Below are 17,428 nucleotides of genomic sequence, written 5' to 3' on the forward strand. Positions count from 1 at the left end.
CTCAGGAACAAGTACAGCATCTAGCTACAACTACAGGACTTAGTGAGGTTGCTATCAAGAATAAATTAGACGGAATGCAAATATCTATTTGTGAGCAAACATCTGCACTGAAAGATTCGATATACAATTCCTCTACTGCAAATGCAATGGGGCAAAATGCACTTGGTGAAAAAATGACTGGTGTTGGGTATAGAGTAGAATCAAATTCTAAAGATATAGAAAAAACAATTCTAGTAGATGGTGGACTAACTAGAAAAAATGACGATGACAACTCAAATAGAAATCTAGGAGTGACAACAACAGGATTTCACAATATTGACAAATCTTTGTGTCATTTAGAAAGCAATTTAACTGGGCAAAATTCTGCACATGACTCAAAAATGAGTGCTGAACATTGCGAGATTAAGGGCTTAATCAAAGATGTTAAGTACGATATCACAAAAGAACTCGAAGCAAAAGGTAATACTATAATTGCTCACGCTACTCACAATCATAATGAGTCAATGGCAAAAATGGACCGCATCCAAACCGAGAATCTCTTGCAAAACAAAAATGATCAATTGAGAGAGCAAGATAGACAAATTGACGCATTAAAAACAGCAACTCAACTCTCACAATACAACGATTTGAAAGAAGGGCAAAAACAAATAGAATGTGAAAGAAAAAGATTGGCTGACAATGAGATCTTGTCTCACAATATCAACATTGGAAACAAGACTGCTATTGGTGACAACAATTTTAACAATCGTATGGCTGTAATGGAAAGATCTATAGCAGATCTAACGCTAATTTTGAATAATTTCTTCTCAAACAATAAGTTTATCGGCAATAGTCTTTCTATTGGTGGTAGAAACAATGATACAGGTATAGGCAACTAACTGAATTGTTGCTAATAATTATTAATTTTTTATAGGTGAAAATATGAATTTCATAAAAGAGAAATATGCAAAAACTTCTACAGGAAAAAAATTGTATGCTGAAGAAGACATAGAAGAAGACATAGAAGCAAGATCCAGCGAAGGCACGGTGACGCGTACTGATTCTGTAGATATTATATCCTCAGGTGAGGCAGATATAGTAGAGTCAGCATATTCGACGCTTGGAGAAATTAAAACTTACAACATGGTAAAAAAAGTCTCAGCTGATGGGCATTCTTGCAAAATCACTTACAACGCAAGCTTTCCTATCACTCACACAATAACAGCTACTGTATCTACTAGCGACCCAATAATCGAGGGATAGATCAATTTCTAAAAGTTACAATTGTTACAACCCCCGTCCTACGGGGGCTAGATGAATGAGGGGGTTATGAAAAATAATAATAATAATAATAACAATGAAATAAAGCACAAAATTGTGGACTTAATCACAAAGGATACCGATGATGAGATGATGGAAACAAAAGAATGCACAGTCTCGTCAGAGGGGGATATAGTATTCTCACAGGAGTGCAAAAGCAAAATCAAAGATGTAGATATTACAAATGTACATAACGATATTTCAGAAAATGGGAAAAAATGCATTACAACATTTAACGTAATTACAACGTTTGTAATTACCATTACAACAAAAGACGAAGAATGCTCTATCAAATTTGTGAAGTGATAGCAACTACCAAAGTGAAACCCTCGACAATATGGCGAGTGTAAGGTATTGCAGTGAATTGCAATACCTTTTTTGAGAGGAATTTATGGAAAATAAAAAACTGATAATTGAAAAAACTATAAATTATATGTTCAACCTTCTGAAGAATTCCGAAGATTTAAAATTAGATTGGACTGAAATCAATGTGGATGAGTTAGCAACAGAGCTAAACACAATACTGAAAAATTTCAGCACATCAGAATCATTTATAAAATTTAGAGGTGATTGTCACACTGCGATATTTAAATTTTTAGACAAATAATTATTAATTGTGATATAATTAATATATGGAAAAAATATTAGCAATATTAGTATATATAGGTGAGGTTGGCATATATTTAGCACCTATAATATACATAGTGAAAATATACTTTAAAAAAAGAGCTATGGAAGCAAAAAAATTACTCGATATGCAAAATGCTTTGTATTACATCTCCAATTTAGAAGGTGAAAATAATATAGAGAATCACGATGCAAGTGAAGAGACTGTGAGTGATTGTGAGGAATGTGAATAGTTCACAAATTCTTAACTAGTTTACAAACTTCAAGCAAATAAAGTTCATAAGAATAATCCAAAGTACTTACAGGAGGGTTATAGCTGTAAAATTCCAAGGTTATTTTTTTTCGTGTCTTTTTGTTACTTTGATCGATGTTTTGTAAATGCCATTTTGGACGTGCTACCTTGTATCTTTCGGCAATATTGCTAGAGACATTGCTCAACCTAAGTGTAATATCCATTTTAGTGACTGAATAGGGTTTAAACAGTCTTGTAGCAGTGATTTTCACAACTCTAGTAGCTTCACATGGGTCACCTAAATTGACAATAATATTCTCACGATTCACTCTCTGCATTAAGAGAGATTCTTTCACTTTTTTGTACAAGAGAGATATGCAACACAAGAATAATTTTGCCATAACGCGTTATCTTAAAATAATTTACAACGATTATATGGTTTTTTTTCAGAAATATCTATTTTGATATAGAGACCCCATGTATTTCGATATAATGGGGTCGAGTAGTGTTAAACTTGACTATCACTATGCACGCAGTCTCACAAAATAGAGTGAGAAATCCTATTTGTAATAGTGGTATTAGATGGGTAGTGTAGTGTAGGTGATGGGTCGCTAAGACTTTCAGTAGACGAAGTTTTTGAGATGCCACCTGAAAATATACCTAATTTCACGGCAAAGTGTTTTGTCTTACTGTTTGTCTTTGACACTAACTTGTCCTTTTTGTGGTCAGAGTCCAATTCCTCGGCACTAATAGACATTGCTCTTATTCTTTTTCCGTGCGAGACTCTATTTTCTAATTTTTTTTTTCCATTTCGATTTGGAAATCTGAAGGTTCTACGCTATTTAGTTGCTTTTGCAGATAACAATCTAGATTCCTGAATGCTAACTGGGTCTCTTTAAATGCTTTTATTGCGTCTTCTATAAATGGACATTCTTTTTGTAATTTTTGTACCGCCATCACATCATCATAAAAGTTAGGATCCGAATCTTCCCTTCTTTGTTTGTTAACTCTGATCCAATCTCGATACCCATTACCATAGACTGCTAGATAAGGTCTCACCTGAGTATCTATCATGACCTCTATGTCTGTAATCAATTTTGCAATAACAGAATCATTTTTGTAAGGATACAAAATTTTCTGCTGATTTCTAATCAAGTCTAGAGTATTAAAAATGGATGTATTACAATTCTGCAACAAGTCGTTATCATCCCACGGAACGGTCGCTTTAGTAGTTCTCAATTGAGCTTTGACAGAGCAACACAATTCACTGATGATCTCTTTTCTCTTTTTGATATCTATTTCCATTGTTGGTAATTAAAAAAAACAAGATTTGTATGTGAATTATAGCATTTTGTGAGTAGATTTTTTAAGAAGAATCTAGAAATTTAGAATTTGCAAAAGTGGAAAATAAATGTTATAAAAAAAACTCTTTTATAACATTTTATTCTCTCTTACCGTTTTAACTTGCTGGTCAAAAACAATAAGAACTTAAAACACTATGAGTAAATATAGTAACACAGCTTACAAAGATAAGCAAGCAAAAAAAACAAAAAAAAATAAGCCAACAGTAGAGGCGTGTGCAAACTGCATTGGAAAGATAACTTTACATCAAAAAATTACTCCAATTACCCCTGAATTCTTAAGGATTATGATGTGCAGGGAAAAATTGTACAGTCAGAGTCAGTATCACAAAATCAGCAAAGAAGTGAAAGATATCTTAGGAAGAGGTGGGTTTACAGTGATAAGGATGCTGAGGGTAGACAAAAGCAAGGTAAGCGAATGGTGGAGCTGTGTAGTCTATACACATTATATATATGAATGGTTCGCATCACTAGATCAAGAGAGATTCGTGAACTATATAAATAGCAAAGAAAAATACAAAAAGATGTACGACGAAAAAGGTCTTGACGAAGAACTGTTATTTTTAATATTTAGAAATAGATTTTTTAAATGGGTTGATAGGGATGGTGAAACAAAGAAATCAACCCACAAGTGTATGATTGCAGTTCACACTATGAGGAAGAAAATCCATCACACAATCAACAAACAGATGAGAGAAAACTTAGATTTGCAAAAAATCCTTGATATTAACAATAGTGAAAAAAAAAGTAAAAATGTAAACAACATTGATAAGAATGATAAAAAGTTTGCATTTACAGGTCACTATTACCATAAGAAATTTTCTGAATTTTTAGATCAAGAATATGAAAAATTAATAGGAAAAGGAATTTTCAAATTTCCAAGTGTTGAGGAATCTCAAGAGATTTTTAACAAAATTTATCAAAAAGAAGCTCAAGAGGATATAGATTTCAGAAATTTTGTTAGTAAAGAAAAAGAAAAATTAATAGGAAAAGGAATTTTCAAATTTCCAAGTGTTGAGGAATTCAAAGAGATTTTTGATATTAACAATAGTGAAAAAAAAAGTAAAAATGTAAACAACATTGATAAGAATAAAAACAATAACAATAACATCGGAGGTCTAATAAGCAATTTAGTTCCTACATTTTTTAAAAAAATAAGTAAAACCCTGATGTTCTATAAAGAAACCATTTTAAATTCAAACAGGAATCTTAAAAAGAAACGAATAACCTATTTAGGAGGATATTTTTGGGGAAGGTACAAGGTAAGTGAGACATTTAAAATTACAAGGAAGAAGTGCAATGAGTACAAACAGTCTACCAACTACGAAGCCGTAAAATTAAAGCAGGTCAGTAAGGCTGTCAAAGTATTAGAAATATGGTGTGAGTGTGAGAATATACAGGTAAAAGAACGATATTTGCATAAATGCAAGGATGGAAGAGAGATATGGATACTACGTCCCTGTTCTAGTAAGAATGTTGACACTTCAATGAAGGCAAAGAGATATATTTTTAAAATGCTAGCACTAATCTTTAGAAGCTATAGAAAGGAATTTTGGGAACTTCTAGAGTATCTAGGAGTAGAAAGAATCAAAACAATTAGAAACAGAATATCTAGAGATTTTACACAAAATGTAAGCAAAGAAGATTGGTACAAGATGATAATGAAAGTGTATCATTATCTGATTTACAGAGTGGACGAACACGTGCCAACTACCAACCCATTCAATGTGTACTATTGAACTATTGAACTATTGAAGTTTTATTAATAATAGTTCATAATTAAAGATTATTAATAATAAGAAGCAATATGGATTTTTCAATAGATCTACAAGTATTACCTGAAGTTTTGGAAGATAGCATTCCAAGATTAATCGAAGGTATGGAAGAAAAAGAAAATTTGTTTAGACTTTTGAAGATTGAAAGTACAGAAAATGACGAAAAATCTAGATGGATTTTGGCAGGGAAATCAGAAGAAGGGAAGAATGTTTGGGCAGAAAAACAAAATATAGACAATACACTACCCTTAGAAAAAAAGAGATTGGTAAATTTTATAAGATATCTTGATGGAGATATCGAAGAATTAATAGCAAAATATCCTAGGACTGCAAGTGAGTTAGTAGAGCAGTATTGCAAGGAAAAATATATAGTAAAAAATAATAATTTAGACAAAAGAGAAATCTTAAGGAAACATTTTCACAGGGATGTGGCACCTATAGTTCTCACAGAGATAGTTAGAGATGTTCAAGAAGCTAGGGATCTAGTAATAGACAGACATTACAAAGAAAAATTATCAGAAAGCTATGAAGTAAAGATAAAGAAAGCTCCTTGGAGAGAAGAGTATATAAGGGAAGAGGATGCTTTGGAGATAAGAGAAATTATAGAAAGAATAGCCTTTAAATGGACTTACAAGTCGTCAGACAAGATAAAAAACAAAGCTAAATGGAACTACAATATGAAGACAGCTTTGTCAAAAAACGGATTTAGAATAAAAAAAGTGTTAAATCTGAAAGGATTTCCGATTTATGACTATGATTCGATAAAAAAAGATAGTGAAGATATTGATTATCCATCCCTATACAAAGAAGAGCTTAGGTACAAGAGAGCAATAGATTTGAAAAAAGCAACTAACTACGATGATTCGCATATATATTTCAGTGACGAGAATGTCTCACTCTATATGAAAGAATATCACCCAGAAATATTTTTCAAGCATGAACACGAAAAGATATTCTACTGAATAATTAATTGATAATTTAAGCTTAAGAAGCTATACTTAAGAAAATGAAAGAGAAAGTTCGAACTTAGACAGGAACAACTTCCTCCTTACCATAGGATTATACAGTTTATTAATTTGAATTACAAATTAATTTTTGATTCTTTCTTTCCTTTCATTGATTTTTATTTATATTATGGATGATTTTATGGAAATTAAGAATAATAATCAAAGTAAAAATGCAAATGCAGATCTAGAAGAGTTGATATTAGCATATGTATTTTTTTATATTAAACCTGAATATTTTTACCCTGTGTTAGAAATTGTTAATGAGAATCATTTCTTTTTCAGAGAGAACAAGCTTGTATTCTTAGCATTGAAAGAAGCTCTGAAACAAGATATGCCATTGCATCCAAAAACAATTAGATATTTATTAAAGCCATCTGATTTTGCACATCTTGCAGATGAAAATTTACAGAAAAGCAGAGGGTTAGATCAATATTTTGCGAAATTGATGTCTAACGTAGAGCTTGGTGTATTTCATTTAGATATATACCAATTATGCATGAAATTAAAAGATTTATTCCTTAGAAGGAGAATCGACCAATACTCACACAAAACTTTGAAAGATATTGGTAATAATGCACTGAGTACTGACGAAGTTCTAGACTCCATAGAAAAGAATGCTGTCGAAGTTAGGAAAGATAGCAACTTTGATAGCAATTTAAAATGTTTTCAAGATGTTGCAAGTGAGCAGTATAAAGAGATACAGAGATTGTTTAAAAGTGAGGACAAAATACCAAGTGGCGTAAGCACAGGTTTTTCTGATATTGATAAATTCATTGGTGGATTTGCTCCATCAGATCTGATTATATTAGCAGGGCGTCCATCAATGGGGAAAACTGGACTTGCACTAAATATTGCTGTAAGAGCTAGCAAAGTAATATATGAGATGGAAATAAAAAGACTACTTTCAGAATCAGAAAAAGATGGAGAGGAGAAAATCTCAAGAAAGAAACAATCCATATTAATTTTCTCCTTGGAAATGTCATCAGAACAACTGGCAAACAGAGTTATTTCTATGGAGTCAGGGGTAAATTCATTTAAAATGCGTACTGGTAGGATAAAGCATGAAGAAATGGAGAGAGTATTACAGAGTGAACGCATTGTAAGCAATTTAGGAATTGATATCGATGATACGGGGGCTTTGAATATAAATACAATGAAAAGCACAGCAAGGCGTTTGTCTTTAGTAAAGGATGTAAAATTGATAATTGTAGATTATCTGCAACTTCTTTCTACTGGAGTAAGCAAAAAATATGGGAGTAGGGAGCAGGAAGTTTCAACTATTACACAAGGTCTAAAAGCGATTGCAAAAGAATTGAAAATCCCAGTTTTAGCACTTTCACAATTATCACGTGCTGTAGAAACTAGAGAGGATAAAAGACCTCAATTATCAGATTTACGTGATTCGGGTTCTATTGAACAGGAAGCAGATTTGGTAATGTTTATATATAGAGAAGCTTATTATAAAATGAATAAACAACCAAAAGAAGGGACGCAACAGCACGAACAATGGCAGTCGGAAATGAGTGGAATAGTAAATAAAGCTGAAATTATTATAGCAAAGCATCGTAATGGCCCAGTTGGGACAGTTTCACTGCATTTTGATCCTGATATAGTCACTTTTCATACTATTGATACACATCATTCTTAATATGGGAAAGGTTGGATCTGACAGCAAGAGTCTCAGAAGCATAAGACTGAGAACTGACTTCAAGATGATAAACTTGAGGTTTGGCAGGGATAGACCTAGATATGCAAGAAAAGGGCGGAGTGCAACCCATATTTCCGTATATTTAAAAGACATTTGTAAGAAAATAGCCCAAGATATTGGGTATGAAAGGATGATGATCTTGAGACATTGGAAAGATGCTTTTCCAAAAGAATATTACAGTGATATAGAATTCTCACATCTTAGAGAGAATAAGTTTAATGTTTCACGTGAAACAAAAAACGAAGATGCAATTATATTATACATCAAATGTACAAATTCGTCTACAGGAATGATGATATTTTATCAAAAAATAGAAATTATTGAGAAAATGGCTCGGATAATTGGATGTAGAAAAGTAGTCGATATAAAAATATCAAGATAATTACAGGAAGATTCAGTTATTCGAAAAATTCGAATAACTGCCAGTGATGGAAAATTGGGATATTGCCCCCCTCTTCCGCTATATTGACCCCCCCTCTTCCCATTTTAGTATAAGATTGATAGAAGGGGAGGGGTGTTCACTTTTCCCTATCAATCATCAAAAGCTCTGAACCTAACAATTTGATACAAACCATTGTCACTGATTGTCAAAACAACATTTGCTGGTAGATAGTCTGCTATTTCTTGATTGTCATACGAATAAAAATTTTTAATCAATTCGTCGTCTATCAATAGTCTCTTCTCACCTTCTTTGTATGATTTTTTTTCTCTATGATGCATTATAGATAATTGAGCACCTGAAAATACACCATAACAATTCCAAATCTGATTCAGAAAATCTTGTATAGCTACCTCTTCTTCAAAGATATTTTTTCCTCTAAGCCCTAAATACCAGCAATAACTATAATTGATTAACAGCGATACTTTTTCCTTGCTATCAGATTCTTTTAATTTATTTGTAAAAAAATCTACTATTTTTTCTATATTTGACTCTAACCCGTCTTCCAGTGAACTATCTTTCTTTTTGACCATTTCTAATCCTCTCAATCGTTTTTGCTATTCACCTTTCGCTTTCTAGCATTTCTTCTACTACCATTCTCTTTCTTTTTGATGGCAAAATACATATAGGAATGTCCTTAGGAATGTCCTTTAATTTTTCTTTTTTTAGAAAACTCACAAATCTTAATACATATACTTGTTACGTAGAAGAAAAACAAACTGTAGATTATGCAAAAGCCTTTTGGAGCAAAATACGATGGGATTTTGTAGAATATTAAAAAACAAAACAATGATATGTGAACCCACTCTGCCCATGTGAGACCCTTTAATACTTCCATTATTGATATATTATCATCCTGCGGTGGTTTCACTTTGTCCAAAAAAGATCTTATTAAGAAAAGAAGAAAGTGAATTAGTTGTGTAATTATCACATACCCTTTTGGAGTCAAAAAGTGAACTAATACAACCCATGCTAAGCGTTTAATAGTTCTTAGACGTTTCTTAGTATTTATGCTTGTTTTATTTTCAGAAATATTACAACCATCTTCAATGCTGTGATAGACATTGCAAAATTTGCATTCTTCTAAGTGTTTTACTTTTTCACGCATTCTAATTTTAGTTCACGATAGATAATTCTTACTTATATTATATCTATTTCACTTCCAAAAATACGAATTTTTGCAAAATTAGTACTATAATTAGTACTAAAGTAGCCCTGCAAAATATATAGATAAATTTTACCCCCAATAAATGGATAGAATAAGGGTGAAATTTACTATATTATAGAATACTGATAGTATTGTATAATATAGATTGCGGGTTAATATTAAAAATTTATGATTACAAAAATTACAAAAAGTAAAAAATACAGTAATGTGTACTACCACACCTTAAAAGGTGATAAGAAATATTTTTTTAGATATAGTAAAGATGGAAAATATTATAGAAAAATAGTGGGATTGGAATCTAATGGAATCACAGAAAAATTCTGTTATGAGCAATTTCTCTCTAATCTAGTAGAAAAAAAAGAAAAAAGAAAGAATTTCACCTTCAATGAAATAGCAGAATTCTACTTTCAATCTAGACCCATATACGCAACCTCCGTAAAATATTATCACCAAATCTACCTAAGTAGAGTTTCTCACTCTCACTTAGGTAATATGTATATATCTGATATTACCAAAACCCATATACAAGAATGGCAAAAAATGATCTTGCGAAAACATAAGATATCAAAATCTTCTATTAACTTATATACAAAAGTACTGAGTGCTATTGCAAATTACGCAATCAAAAATGACTACCATACAGGTAAGAACATATTCTTACTATGCAAACTTCCTAAAAGCGAAGTCATAAGAGAAAGATTCCTCACGAAGGGTGAAATTTCTTTGTTGCTGTCTACCGTGAAACCAGAAAGTACTTTATATTTTTTTGTGTTGCTTGCATTATCTACTGGGGCAAGGGTGCAGTCAATTTTAAATATTAGAAAAAAAGATGTTAATTTCTCGCAATCCTATGTGAATATTAGAGATACAAAAAATAGCTCTACATACAAAGCCTTCTTTGCAGAAGAATTAGCCAATCTGCTAAAAGAGTCCTGTGATTCACTAGATGATCCAAATTCATATATTTTAAAGGAAAAGACAGGGATTAATTCTAAAATCTCCGTTAAATTAAAAAAAATATTAGATGAATTATTTAATAAAAATCTAGACAGGAAAGATTCTGTTAATAGGGTGGTGATACACACTTTTAGACATACTTTCGCCTCACACCTAGCTATCCAAGGTGTACCTATTATAAAAATCCAAGCTTTGCTAAATCACAAAAACATCCAAATGACGATGAGGTACGCAAAGCTAGAGCCTGATGCTGGTAAATCCGAAGCTATCGAGCTTGCAAGGGGGTTTTTTGCTTCTTGAATAATCCTCTTCCGCACTAAAAAGGATTCCTACTATATTTTTTCCATCAGGAAAAAGTTGCAATCACAGAATAATTCGACTATAATATCACTGCAATTGCATAATAGCAGTTGTAATAGCATCAATGCTTTTTAGTATTTCTTCATAAAAAAATTATAAAAAATAAAAACTAGGGCTTTCGAGGGGAGTTGTGAAAACAGCTTCCTACCGAATTATGGGGGATTCAGTTATTCGAAAAATTCGAATAACTGCTAGTGGTGGAATTTTGCATCCACTATTATTGGTTCATAGAATATTCACGGAACAAAAAATGATTAAAATAATAAGCAAAGCAAAAAAAAGACATAGGTATGTGTACCTTTGTAGTCCATATGTTTATAGCAATCTAGATGCTAAAACTATTGAGAACAATAGAGAAAAAGGGATACTCACCACTCAATGGAGCACAGTACAATATCCAAGTGGGGAATTCTTACCTACACTAGCCGAGGATTTTTATAACGAAATTAAGACTGGGGCGATAACAAAGCTGGATGTTCTAGTATATACAACTACCGCTTGTAATCAAGATGTGTTAGAGATATTCTTTCTCCAAGAGCATATAGTAGAGCTCTTAAACCAAATCAATCAAGACAAAATCTGTGTCACTTTTGCATATCACTTTTTTCACCTTAGATTTGGAAGACTAGATCGAAGTTTCGACAAACTGGGTTTAGATTGCGTTCCTAATAGGGCGGTTATCAAATTACTCACTACTATGTACGAAGTATCTAGTGATCATGATAAAGATTTCGAAATTCACAAAACATTCTGTGTTGAACATCATCATTCAGCTAATAATTTGTTTAAAAATGATTACATTGATGATGTGTCTGAAAACGATTATTGGACAAAATCCTATCTATTTTTAGAAAAAATAAAAGAAGAGATATTAAAACCACACCATTTTATAGTGGCTTGTGACACAGGAGTTGCGTTGGATGTAATTAATTTGGCAGGAGATAACATTATGATATGCGATTCACTGAGAACTTTCGAAATCACTCAGGGTAAAAGATTGCCACAAGGTCATTGTTTCCATGACAAAAGAACTAGAAATTTCGATTGGGCTGTACTAAAAAAAGTACGGACTGGCGTAGGAGAAACTCAAATTGTCGGTTTAGAAAAAACATATGACGAACTATGCACACTTCACGACAGAGATTTTGTTTTGATAGATGATATGGTCGATGGTGGAAATACTTTGCTAAATGCTGTGAATTTTCTACATGAGAACGGTGCTAAGAGTATTATAGCATGTGTCACCCATGGGGTACTTACAGGTAATGCTGTAGAGAAGATTACTAACTGTGAGTATTTAGACAAATTATATATATCTAATTCTCTACCACAGAAACAGGCGGTACTCGATTGTGCTAAAATAGAAATAATTGATATTATCAACTCACAGATTAGTGAGGATATGGCAAGGCACTAATCTTCTATTTCACTATTTTGCATTGTGAACTTGTTGTCTACCATTGTGATCAATTTGCTAACTGGATAGTTATAGTATTTGCACAACAAATACACACCTTGAAAAGAAGCTTTCATGTCACCTTTTTCCCAATGGAATAGACAGGAAATAGTTATTCCGGCTTCTTTGCAGACTTCAGAGCGGGTTTTTCCCATTTCACAACGGATTGAAGCTAATTTTCTTCCCACTAATTTGTTAAATTCTTTTTCGTTTTCCATGTATTAATAATATTATACATTCTAATCAGAATCAACAAAATTTTATTGAATTTTATTGAATTTTATTGAATTTTGTAATAAAAATGATATAATTGTACTAAGAAGAGAACACAGTTTGACTACGACAAAAAGTGTTCCATGGAGCGGTTTTTCATGGAGATGATAATCCGCCCTACGATTAAACTATAATAATATTCCTAACAAATCAAGTTCTCTTCTGTTATTTAATATTGAAATTATAAATTATGGATAATTATATAGAGAATAATTGTGAACCTGAAGATGCAAATAACACGGGTGTAACAGTAGAAGAGAAATACAAAAAATTATACGAGGAATACAGCAAAATTCACAATAAATATAAGAGTCTTTTGGAAGAAAATATTAATTTAAAAGAATCCATCGTGAACAGTGAATCGCTATTACCCGTACCTAATTTAAAAAACAATGAGCTTTCTAATTTTAACAAAGAATCATCATTTTTGACGACGATAGATCCTGAGATGACAACTACACAGAGAATATTAAAATACAAATATCCGAAAATTAGCATTGAAAATGCAGATCTCTGTTTCATTCATGCTTTAATTAAGCAAAATAATTTTGATTTGCTATCAAATGATATTTACGTTACGGAGTTCAAAGGGAGAATCACCACGATGATCTCGATCAAAGGACTCAGGAAGATTGCAAGTAGGAACATGAACTACTCACTAACCATTTTGTTTGTTATTAGACTTTCTGATGGTTCTTTGCAAAAAACTGATATTATTGATGGTACGGACAATCTAGTAGGTTGTAAAGCTACAGTAGACTATTACGATAAAGATAAAAACACATTCACTGTTTCACGCTATGTAAAATTAAAAGACTATGATACAAAAAATAATTTGTGGGTTTCGAAAAAAACAGAAATGATACAAAAAGTAGCAGAAGCCTCCGTGTTACGGGCAGTATGTCCTGAGACATCTTCTTTATATTTAAAAGAAGAATTTGACAAATGTGAAAAGGATGCTAAACAACCAAAACAAATTATCGATACAACTGACAAAGAACCTAAAAATGTTACTTCTGACCGCGAACAATGAACATAAGTTTACACGGGTTGTGCATCACATCCTCTTCGCTAAGAAGCGTAATTGACCCAGCGTCATTTGATAATAAAGATTTGTACACTAGGATGTACAATGCTTCTATTCAAACGATCAGAAGGATCGTAGATGCTCCATCTGATGACAACTATATATTTCGTGAAGGTCATAACAAGGAAGACGAGATAGTGAGTAATCATTTCCAATCAGAGAATTTTGAAAAACAAAAAGTTTGCGGAAGGATTGTAAATGTTGGAGGTGTGAACATTCCATTTAGAGCTTTGATAGATGTATATGATAGTGACACAAGATCGATTATCGAGATAAAATCTGCAATAAAAAAAGAGCCTGATCTTAGTAATATTAACCATTGGATCAATGAAATATATTGCAAAGCATATAATGTGCAAGCACAAGTGCAGATGTTGTGCTGTTCAGATTTTCACAAGATGAGATTTTTGGTTTACACAAAATCTAATAATCAGCTCTATTACTCCAAGATATGGGAGCAAGATAAGCTCTTTATGCAAAAGCATGAAAAAGTAATTCTCCAGTACTGGAAAATGCTGTGTGATGTGAACAAAAGATATTTAGACGGTGACCAACAAGTAAAATTGAAAGTCCATGAAAATGACACTAATTATAAATTATTGATATTAGGAGCAGAGATGGAAGTAGATATAGAAAGGTATATTAGACTTGACAAAGAATTGAGAGATAGAAAGGACGAGCTTGAACTAATTAAAAGAGAGATAATCCGAAAATTGGAATCTAGAAATTTACAAGATGTACGACTGAATGGGTTCTCAGCAAAGAAATACCCTAAATTAAAAACTTTTAAATACTCCGATATTGTAAGGGACAAAGGAATACTAGAATCTTTATCAGAAGAAGAATTGGAGTTATATACACACGAACTAGACGAAAAATATGTAATTAGAGTACAGCACAAGAAAGATTTTTTTGAGGAGGTGTGAAGTGATTGATTACGATGACGAATATGGAGAAGATTACAGTGAAGACAAAGATGCAGGATTGTCTGACTACGAAATAATCGCAAGAGACGAAAGGTTGGACTGGAGAGATGTATTATAGTTTTAGTGAACTACCCCGACTTCTTAGGAACTTAAAATATCCTATAAGGATATTATACTATATATAGTATATATACTATGCTATAATTTCATATAGAAATAAATTATAGCATAGTACAATGGCAACAAGTGGGTGTTCTGATCAAATTTATAAAGCATATGTTAATCTAAATTTAAAGTATGCAACTACAATCATCAAGAATACTAAATTTCTAGAGACACTCTGCCTACATATAACAGATTCTACTGTAACAAAATCCATTGTTACCAATATTATTACACCACAAAACACTACTCTCGAATTAATAGATGCACAGAAAGATTTCTCAGTAACATTGCAAATAGAAATGAATCGTATTGCATCACAATTCATATCATATGGCGGACTTAGGATGTTCTTTCTGATAACACCTTTGGAAAATGTGATTACTACAACCCACCCAATAATAGATACTGTATTAGATGTTATAGGATATGTAAAATCCAATGCAAATTCTTTAGCCACAGTTGCAACATTAATGCATTTTACTGAGACATTCGATGAATTCGCAGTCTTATACGAAAAGACGCAAGATAAATTAGCTACGAATCCATCCAAAAATATATGTCTATTCTATGATACAGACATAGGATTCATGAATGATTATTTGCAATTTCTTTCACTGACATATTCAAAAACAGAAAACGAGTTTTTGACACAAAATATTATATTTAGAAGACACACAGTCGATAATCATGAAAATGTTATTTCTTCTGTTGAAGAAAATAAGACTATGAGAAGAAATCTTCTATCTTTTATCTCTTGTGATGCAAATGGGGGATTTATTGGCTACTACACTTCTGGTGCTATGAACAATACAAATAGTTTTTGGGTGGCTCAAGTTAGATATGACCTACAGTTTTACATAATGCAATTGATATCAAAAGCTGTGCCATATAATGCTCTTTCTGTAAATGACAAAGTATCTGTTGGGACTAATTGCTTAGTATTAATTCAAAATGCACTAACTCGTGTGTTGGAATACTATAAATCACAAGGGGTCATTTTAGATTATTATGAAGCAATAGTTCCTGACCAAACATGGAATTCAAGAAATTCAGGAGAAGTTAAAAATGTCCAAATATCATACGCTGGCGTAAATATCATAGTAGCTGTTAATGGAGAAATATCTACTGATATTCAAACGGCAATAATAGAGAGTGGGGCATCTACTGCAACAGTTTCAGCTACAAGTACAATACATCTATTTCCAAAAGAAAAAGGTGTATCATATGAATCTTGGGGGGAAATAGTCAAAACTAAAGATAATACAGATACAGAGAATTTGGTTCCATTAATAAATAGTGAGGTCGCATAATGGTAACGACAATCTATACTCTCTCAAATAGCAAAATAATATATAGCAATGATGATGGTGCATTTATAGAGTTCACTTTAGCTATGGCAATGAAAGCCACTGATCCTAGAGTAATGGAATCATTGCTAATTGGTAATGGACAGCTAGCACGTAATTTAGTGAATCTTACAGATCCATATATAATTGAACTGACAATGAATGAAATATCTGAAGAAGAGAGGGATATGCTTTCTGAAGCTTATAACAACTTTGATTCTAGTGGGATAATATCAATAACACAAAAATCATATAACTCTTCACGCGTCAGAACTACAACTTGGACAAACGCTATCCCTATAAGAAATGAGAATTATAATATGGAACTTGCTGAGAGTATCAAGTCAAAAAGAGTCATTATAACATTCGAATGTGCTGAGCCAACAATGAGGTATCAGTAGTATGGATGAAGCAACAAATAAAGCAATCCTAGATGAAATAGATCAAGCAATAGCAGAAGGAGAAAATAATAACACTAATGAAAGCTCTACTATAAATAATCACGATAATAAAAATATTAATAATGACAAAATTGATTCTAGTATAGACAAAAAAATTGATTCTACAGAAATTTGCATTAAATTAGATCCTGTAGAGAATGTAGCTGAATGCATGGCTTTAGCAATAGAAGCAGGAAACATCCATTATGGAATCCTAAATTTAATTAGAGTAGAAAACACCTTTTCTGAAGCAATAAGAGATAAAAAACCTGAAGAAATAGAAAAGATTTTTACTGAGGAATGTATCAAAATATTCAAGAAAAAATCATTGTTAGAACTATATATAGAAAAAATAATAATAAGTATCTTGGAAGACACATCATTTAATTATGCAAAAAAACTTCCAAGATTATTATTAATGACTAGCTATTGTCAAAAGAAAAAAGATCATGATCCTGACTTTGATGTTACTCCATATCATAAACTTGTAGAACTTGATGAAGAAGGCGACTATGTAATCACCAAAAATTTTGAAAAATTAGTAAAACAAAAATCAAGTAAAAATATAGATTTTGCTTTGGAATGCATAATAGATATTTGGGTCAAAAGAATGATGCAAGAAACATGTTTTGAAGTATTAAAAAAAAAAATACAGAAGTTCCTGATGACACAGGACTATATGAAAAATCTGAAGACTCAATTAGACAGCTACTTAAAGTATCAAGTGCACTTAGCGGAGGAGCAGGAATCTCTCAAACAACATGCTTTGAACGTGCATTCGGAATTGCGAAAGGGTTAAAGT

General features: G+C 32.0%; 21 protein-coding genes. 17 read left to right on the forward strand and 4 right to left on the reverse strand.

From position 1 onward, the window contains the following. The 5 genes from ACRC03_RS15585 to ACRC03_RS15605 all read left to right on the forward strand — a co-directional run. A partial coding sequence (locus ACRC03_RS15585) for a hypothetical protein (RefSeq protein ID WP_438653515.1) occupies positions 1-878 on the forward strand: 878 nt, incomplete at its 5' end. Between the two features lie 43 nt (positions 879-921). Further along, positions 922-1,242 (forward strand): hypothetical protein, encoded by a 321-nt coding sequence (locus ACRC03_RS15590; protein ID WP_438653516.1) that lies wholly within the window; start codon positions 922-924, stop codon positions 1,240-1,242. 66 nt (positions 1,243-1,308) lie between these two features. After that, complete coding sequence (locus ACRC03_RS15595) at positions 1,309-1,605, forward strand: hypothetical protein (RefSeq protein ID WP_438653517.1); 297 nt, start codon at positions 1,309-1,311, stop codon at positions 1,603-1,605. A gap of 85 nt (positions 1,606-1,690) precedes the next feature. After that, on the forward strand, positions 1,691-1,906 hold the full coding sequence (locus ACRC03_RS15600; RefSeq protein WP_438653518.1) for a hypothetical protein: 216 nt from the start codon (positions 1,691-1,693) through the stop codon (positions 1,904-1,906). Between the two features lie 25 nt (positions 1,907-1,931). Continuing rightward, positions 1,932-2,159: a hypothetical protein gene (locus ACRC03_RS15605; RefSeq protein ID WP_438653519.1), complete on the forward strand. Its 228-nt coding sequence runs from the start codon at positions 1,932-1,934 to the stop codon at positions 2,157-2,159. 791 nt (positions 2,160-2,950) lie between these two features. Here ACRC03_RS15605 and ACRC03_RS15610 read toward each other — a convergent pair. Then, positions 2,951-3,463, reverse strand: a complete 513-nt coding sequence (locus ACRC03_RS15610; protein WP_438653520.1) for a hypothetical protein — start codon at positions 3,461-3,463, stop codon at positions 2,951-2,953. Positions 3,464-3,656: 193 nt separating this feature from the next. Between ACRC03_RS15610 and ACRC03_RS15615 the strand changes: the two genes are divergently transcribed. From ACRC03_RS15615 to ACRC03_RS15630, 4 genes are all read left to right on the forward strand, one after another. After that, positions 3,657-5,258: a hypothetical protein gene (locus ACRC03_RS15615; protein ID WP_438653521.1), complete on the forward strand. Its 1,602-nt coding sequence runs from the start codon at positions 3,657-3,659 to the stop codon at positions 5,256-5,258. A gap of 68 nt (positions 5,259-5,326) precedes the next feature. Further along, positions 5,327-6,256 (forward strand): hypothetical protein, encoded by a 930-nt coding sequence (locus ACRC03_RS15620; RefSeq protein ID WP_438653522.1) that lies wholly within the window; start codon positions 5,327-5,329, stop codon positions 6,254-6,256. 184 nt (positions 6,257-6,440) lie between these two features. Further along, positions 6,441-7,949 (forward strand): replicative DNA helicase, encoded by a 1,509-nt coding sequence (gene dnaB / locus ACRC03_RS15625; protein WP_438653523.1) that lies wholly within the window; start codon positions 6,441-6,443, stop codon positions 7,947-7,949. 1 nt (position 7,950) lies between these two features. Further along, the gene (locus ACRC03_RS15630) at positions 7,951-8,391 is read left to right on the forward strand and encodes a DciA family protein (RefSeq protein WP_438653524.1); all 441 of its coding nucleotides are present in this window, start codon (positions 7,951-7,953) and stop codon (positions 8,389-8,391) included. 149 nt (positions 8,392-8,540) lie between these two features. Here ACRC03_RS15630 and ACRC03_RS15635 read toward each other — a convergent pair whose 3' ends face one another. Next, the gene (locus tag ACRC03_RS15635) at positions 8,541-8,981 is read right to left on the reverse strand and encodes a hypothetical protein (RefSeq protein WP_438653525.1); all 441 of its coding nucleotides are present in this window, start codon (positions 8,979-8,981) and stop codon (positions 8,541-8,543) included. Between the two features lie 803 nt (positions 8,982-9,784). Here ACRC03_RS15635 and ACRC03_RS15640 point away from each other — a divergent pair. Continuing rightward, positions 9,785-10,873: a tyrosine-type recombinase/integrase gene (locus ACRC03_RS15640; RefSeq protein ID WP_438653526.1), complete on the forward strand. Its 1,089-nt coding sequence runs from the start codon at positions 9,785-9,787 to the stop codon at positions 10,871-10,873. 214 nt (positions 10,874-11,087) lie between these two features. Then, positions 11,088-12,350 carry a phosphoribosyltransferase family protein gene (locus tag ACRC03_RS15645; protein ID WP_438653527.1) on the forward strand — a complete coding sequence of 421 codons (1,263 nt, stop codon included), beginning with the start codon at positions 11,088-11,090 and terminating at the stop codon, positions 12,348-12,350. Here the strand turns inward: ACRC03_RS15645 and ACRC03_RS15650 are convergent. Continuing rightward, positions 12,347-12,607 (reverse strand): helix-turn-helix domain-containing protein, encoded by a 261-nt coding sequence (locus ACRC03_RS15650; protein ID WP_438653528.1) that lies wholly within the window; start codon positions 12,605-12,607, stop codon positions 12,347-12,349. The genes ACRC03_RS15645 and ACRC03_RS15650 overlap by 4 nt on opposite strands. A 245-nt stretch (positions 12,608-12,852) precedes the next feature. Between ACRC03_RS15650 and ACRC03_RS15655 the strand changes: the two genes are divergently transcribed. Genes ACRC03_RS15655 through ACRC03_RS15665 form a run of 3 tightly spaced genes read left to right on the forward strand, consistent with a single transcriptional unit; the run spans position 12,853 to position 14,793 of the window. Then, on the forward strand, positions 12,853-13,695 hold the full coding sequence (locus tag ACRC03_RS15655; RefSeq protein ID WP_438653529.1) for a recombinase RecT: 843 nt from the start codon (positions 12,853-12,855) through the stop codon (positions 13,693-13,695). After that, entirely contained in the window at positions 13,692-14,675 is a 984-nt protein-coding gene (locus ACRC03_RS15660) for a hypothetical protein (RefSeq protein ID WP_438653530.1), read from the forward strand. The genes ACRC03_RS15655 and ACRC03_RS15660 overlap by 4 nt, the downstream gene beginning before the upstream one ends. Further along, the gene (locus ACRC03_RS15665; RefSeq protein ID WP_438653531.1) at positions 14,662-14,793 is read left to right on the forward strand and encodes a hypothetical protein; all 132 of its coding nucleotides are present in this window, start codon (positions 14,662-14,664) and stop codon (positions 14,791-14,793) included. The genes ACRC03_RS15660 and ACRC03_RS15665 overlap by 14 nt, the downstream gene beginning before the upstream one ends. A gap of 147 nt (positions 14,794-14,940) precedes the next feature. Here the strand turns inward: ACRC03_RS15665 and ACRC03_RS15670 are convergent, their stop codons facing one another. Further along, complete coding sequence (locus ACRC03_RS15670) at positions 14,941-15,165, reverse strand: hypothetical protein (protein ID WP_438653532.1); 225 nt, start codon at positions 15,163-15,165, stop codon at positions 14,941-14,943. Positions 15,166-15,184: 19 nt separating this feature from the next. Here ACRC03_RS15670 and ACRC03_RS15675 point away from each other — a divergent pair, with 19 nt between their 5' ends. From ACRC03_RS15675 to ACRC03_RS15685, 3 genes are read left to right on the forward strand one after another with little or no spacing between them, the layout of a single operon-like run. After that, positions 15,185-16,150, forward strand: coding sequence for a hypothetical protein (locus ACRC03_RS15675; protein ID WP_438653533.1), 966 nt, complete (start codon positions 15,185-15,187; stop codon positions 16,148-16,150). Continuing rightward, positions 16,150-16,587, forward strand: coding sequence for a hypothetical protein (locus ACRC03_RS15680; RefSeq protein WP_438653534.1), 438 nt, complete (start codon positions 16,150-16,152; stop codon positions 16,585-16,587). Before ACRC03_RS15675 ends, ACRC03_RS15680 begins: the two co-directional genes overlap by 1 nt. Before the next feature lies 1 nt (position 16,588). Beyond that, on the forward strand, positions 16,589-17,425 hold the full coding sequence (locus ACRC03_RS15685; protein WP_438653535.1) for a hypothetical protein: 837 nt from the start codon (positions 16,589-16,591) through the stop codon (positions 17,423-17,425). The last annotated feature ends 3 nt before the right edge of the window (positions 17,426-17,428 follow it).

Origin of the sequence: Romboutsia sp., from assembly GCF_051659545.1 — a bacterium.
Lineage (GTDB): Bacteria > Bacillota > Clostridia > Peptostreptococcales > Peptostreptococcaceae > JBOFOR01.

Bases quoted from the DNA above. Each gene is read 5' to 3' on its own strand.
- ACRC03_RS15590 (WP_438653516.1), top strand. From the start codon at position 922: ATGAATTTCATAAAAGAGAAATATGCAAAAACTTCTACAGGAAAAAAA.
- ACRC03_RS15595 (WP_438653517.1), top strand. From the start codon at position 1,309: ATGAAAAATAATAATAATAATAATAACAATGAAATAAAGCACAAAATT.
- ACRC03_RS15600 (WP_438653518.1), top strand. From the start codon at position 1,691: ATGGAAAATAAAAAACTGATAATTGAAAAAACTATAAATTATATGTTC.
- ACRC03_RS15605 (WP_438653519.1), top strand. From the start codon at position 1,932: ATGGAAAAAATATTAGCAATATTAGTATATATAGGTGAGGTTGGCATA.
- ACRC03_RS15610 (WP_438653520.1), bottom strand. From the start codon at position 3,463: ATGGAAATAGATATCAAAAAGAGAAAAGAGATCATCAGTGAATTGTGT.
- ACRC03_RS15615 (WP_438653521.1), top strand. From the start codon at position 3,657: ATGAGTAAATATAGTAACACAGCTTACAAAGATAAGCAAGCAAAAAAA.
- ACRC03_RS15620 (WP_438653522.1), top strand. From the start codon at position 5,327: ATGGATTTTTCAATAGATCTACAAGTATTACCTGAAGTTTTGGAAGAT.
- dnaB (WP_438653523.1), top strand. From the start codon at position 6,441: ATGGAAATTAAGAATAATAATCAAAGTAAAAATGCAAATGCAGATCTA.
- ACRC03_RS15630 (WP_438653524.1), top strand. From the start codon at position 7,951: ATGGGAAAGGTTGGATCTGACAGCAAGAGTCTCAGAAGCATAAGACTG.
- ACRC03_RS15635 (WP_438653525.1), bottom strand. From the start codon at position 8,981: ATGGTCAAAAAGAAAGATAGTTCACTGGAAGACGGGTTAGAGTCAAAT.
- ACRC03_RS15640 (WP_438653526.1), top strand. From the start codon at position 9,785: ATGATTACAAAAATTACAAAAAGTAAAAAATACAGTAATGTGTACTAC.
- ACRC03_RS15645 (WP_438653527.1), top strand. From the start codon at position 11,088: ATGGGGGATTCAGTTATTCGAAAAATTCGAATAACTGCTAGTGGTGGA.
- ACRC03_RS15650 (WP_438653528.1), bottom strand. From the start codon at position 12,607: ATGGAAAACGAAAAAGAATTTAACAAATTAGTGGGAAGAAAATTAGCT.
- ACRC03_RS15655 (WP_438653529.1), top strand. From the start codon at position 12,853: ATGGATAATTATATAGAGAATAATTGTGAACCTGAAGATGCAAATAAC.
- ACRC03_RS15660 (WP_438653530.1), top strand. From the start codon at position 13,692: ATGAACATAAGTTTACACGGGTTGTGCATCACATCCTCTTCGCTAAGA.
- ACRC03_RS15670 (WP_438653532.1), bottom strand. From the start codon at position 15,165: ATGAATTGTGATGCAATACGATTCATTTCTATTTGCAATGTTACTGAG.
- ACRC03_RS15675 (WP_438653533.1), top strand. From the start codon at position 15,185: ATGTTCTTTCTGATAACACCTTTGGAAAATGTGATTACTACAACCCAC.
- ACRC03_RS15680 (WP_438653534.1), top strand. From the start codon at position 16,150: ATGGTAACGACAATCTATACTCTCTCAAATAGCAAAATAATATATAGC.
- ACRC03_RS15685 (WP_438653535.1), top strand. From the start codon at position 16,589: ATGGATGAAGCAACAAATAAAGCAATCCTAGATGAAATAGATCAAGCA.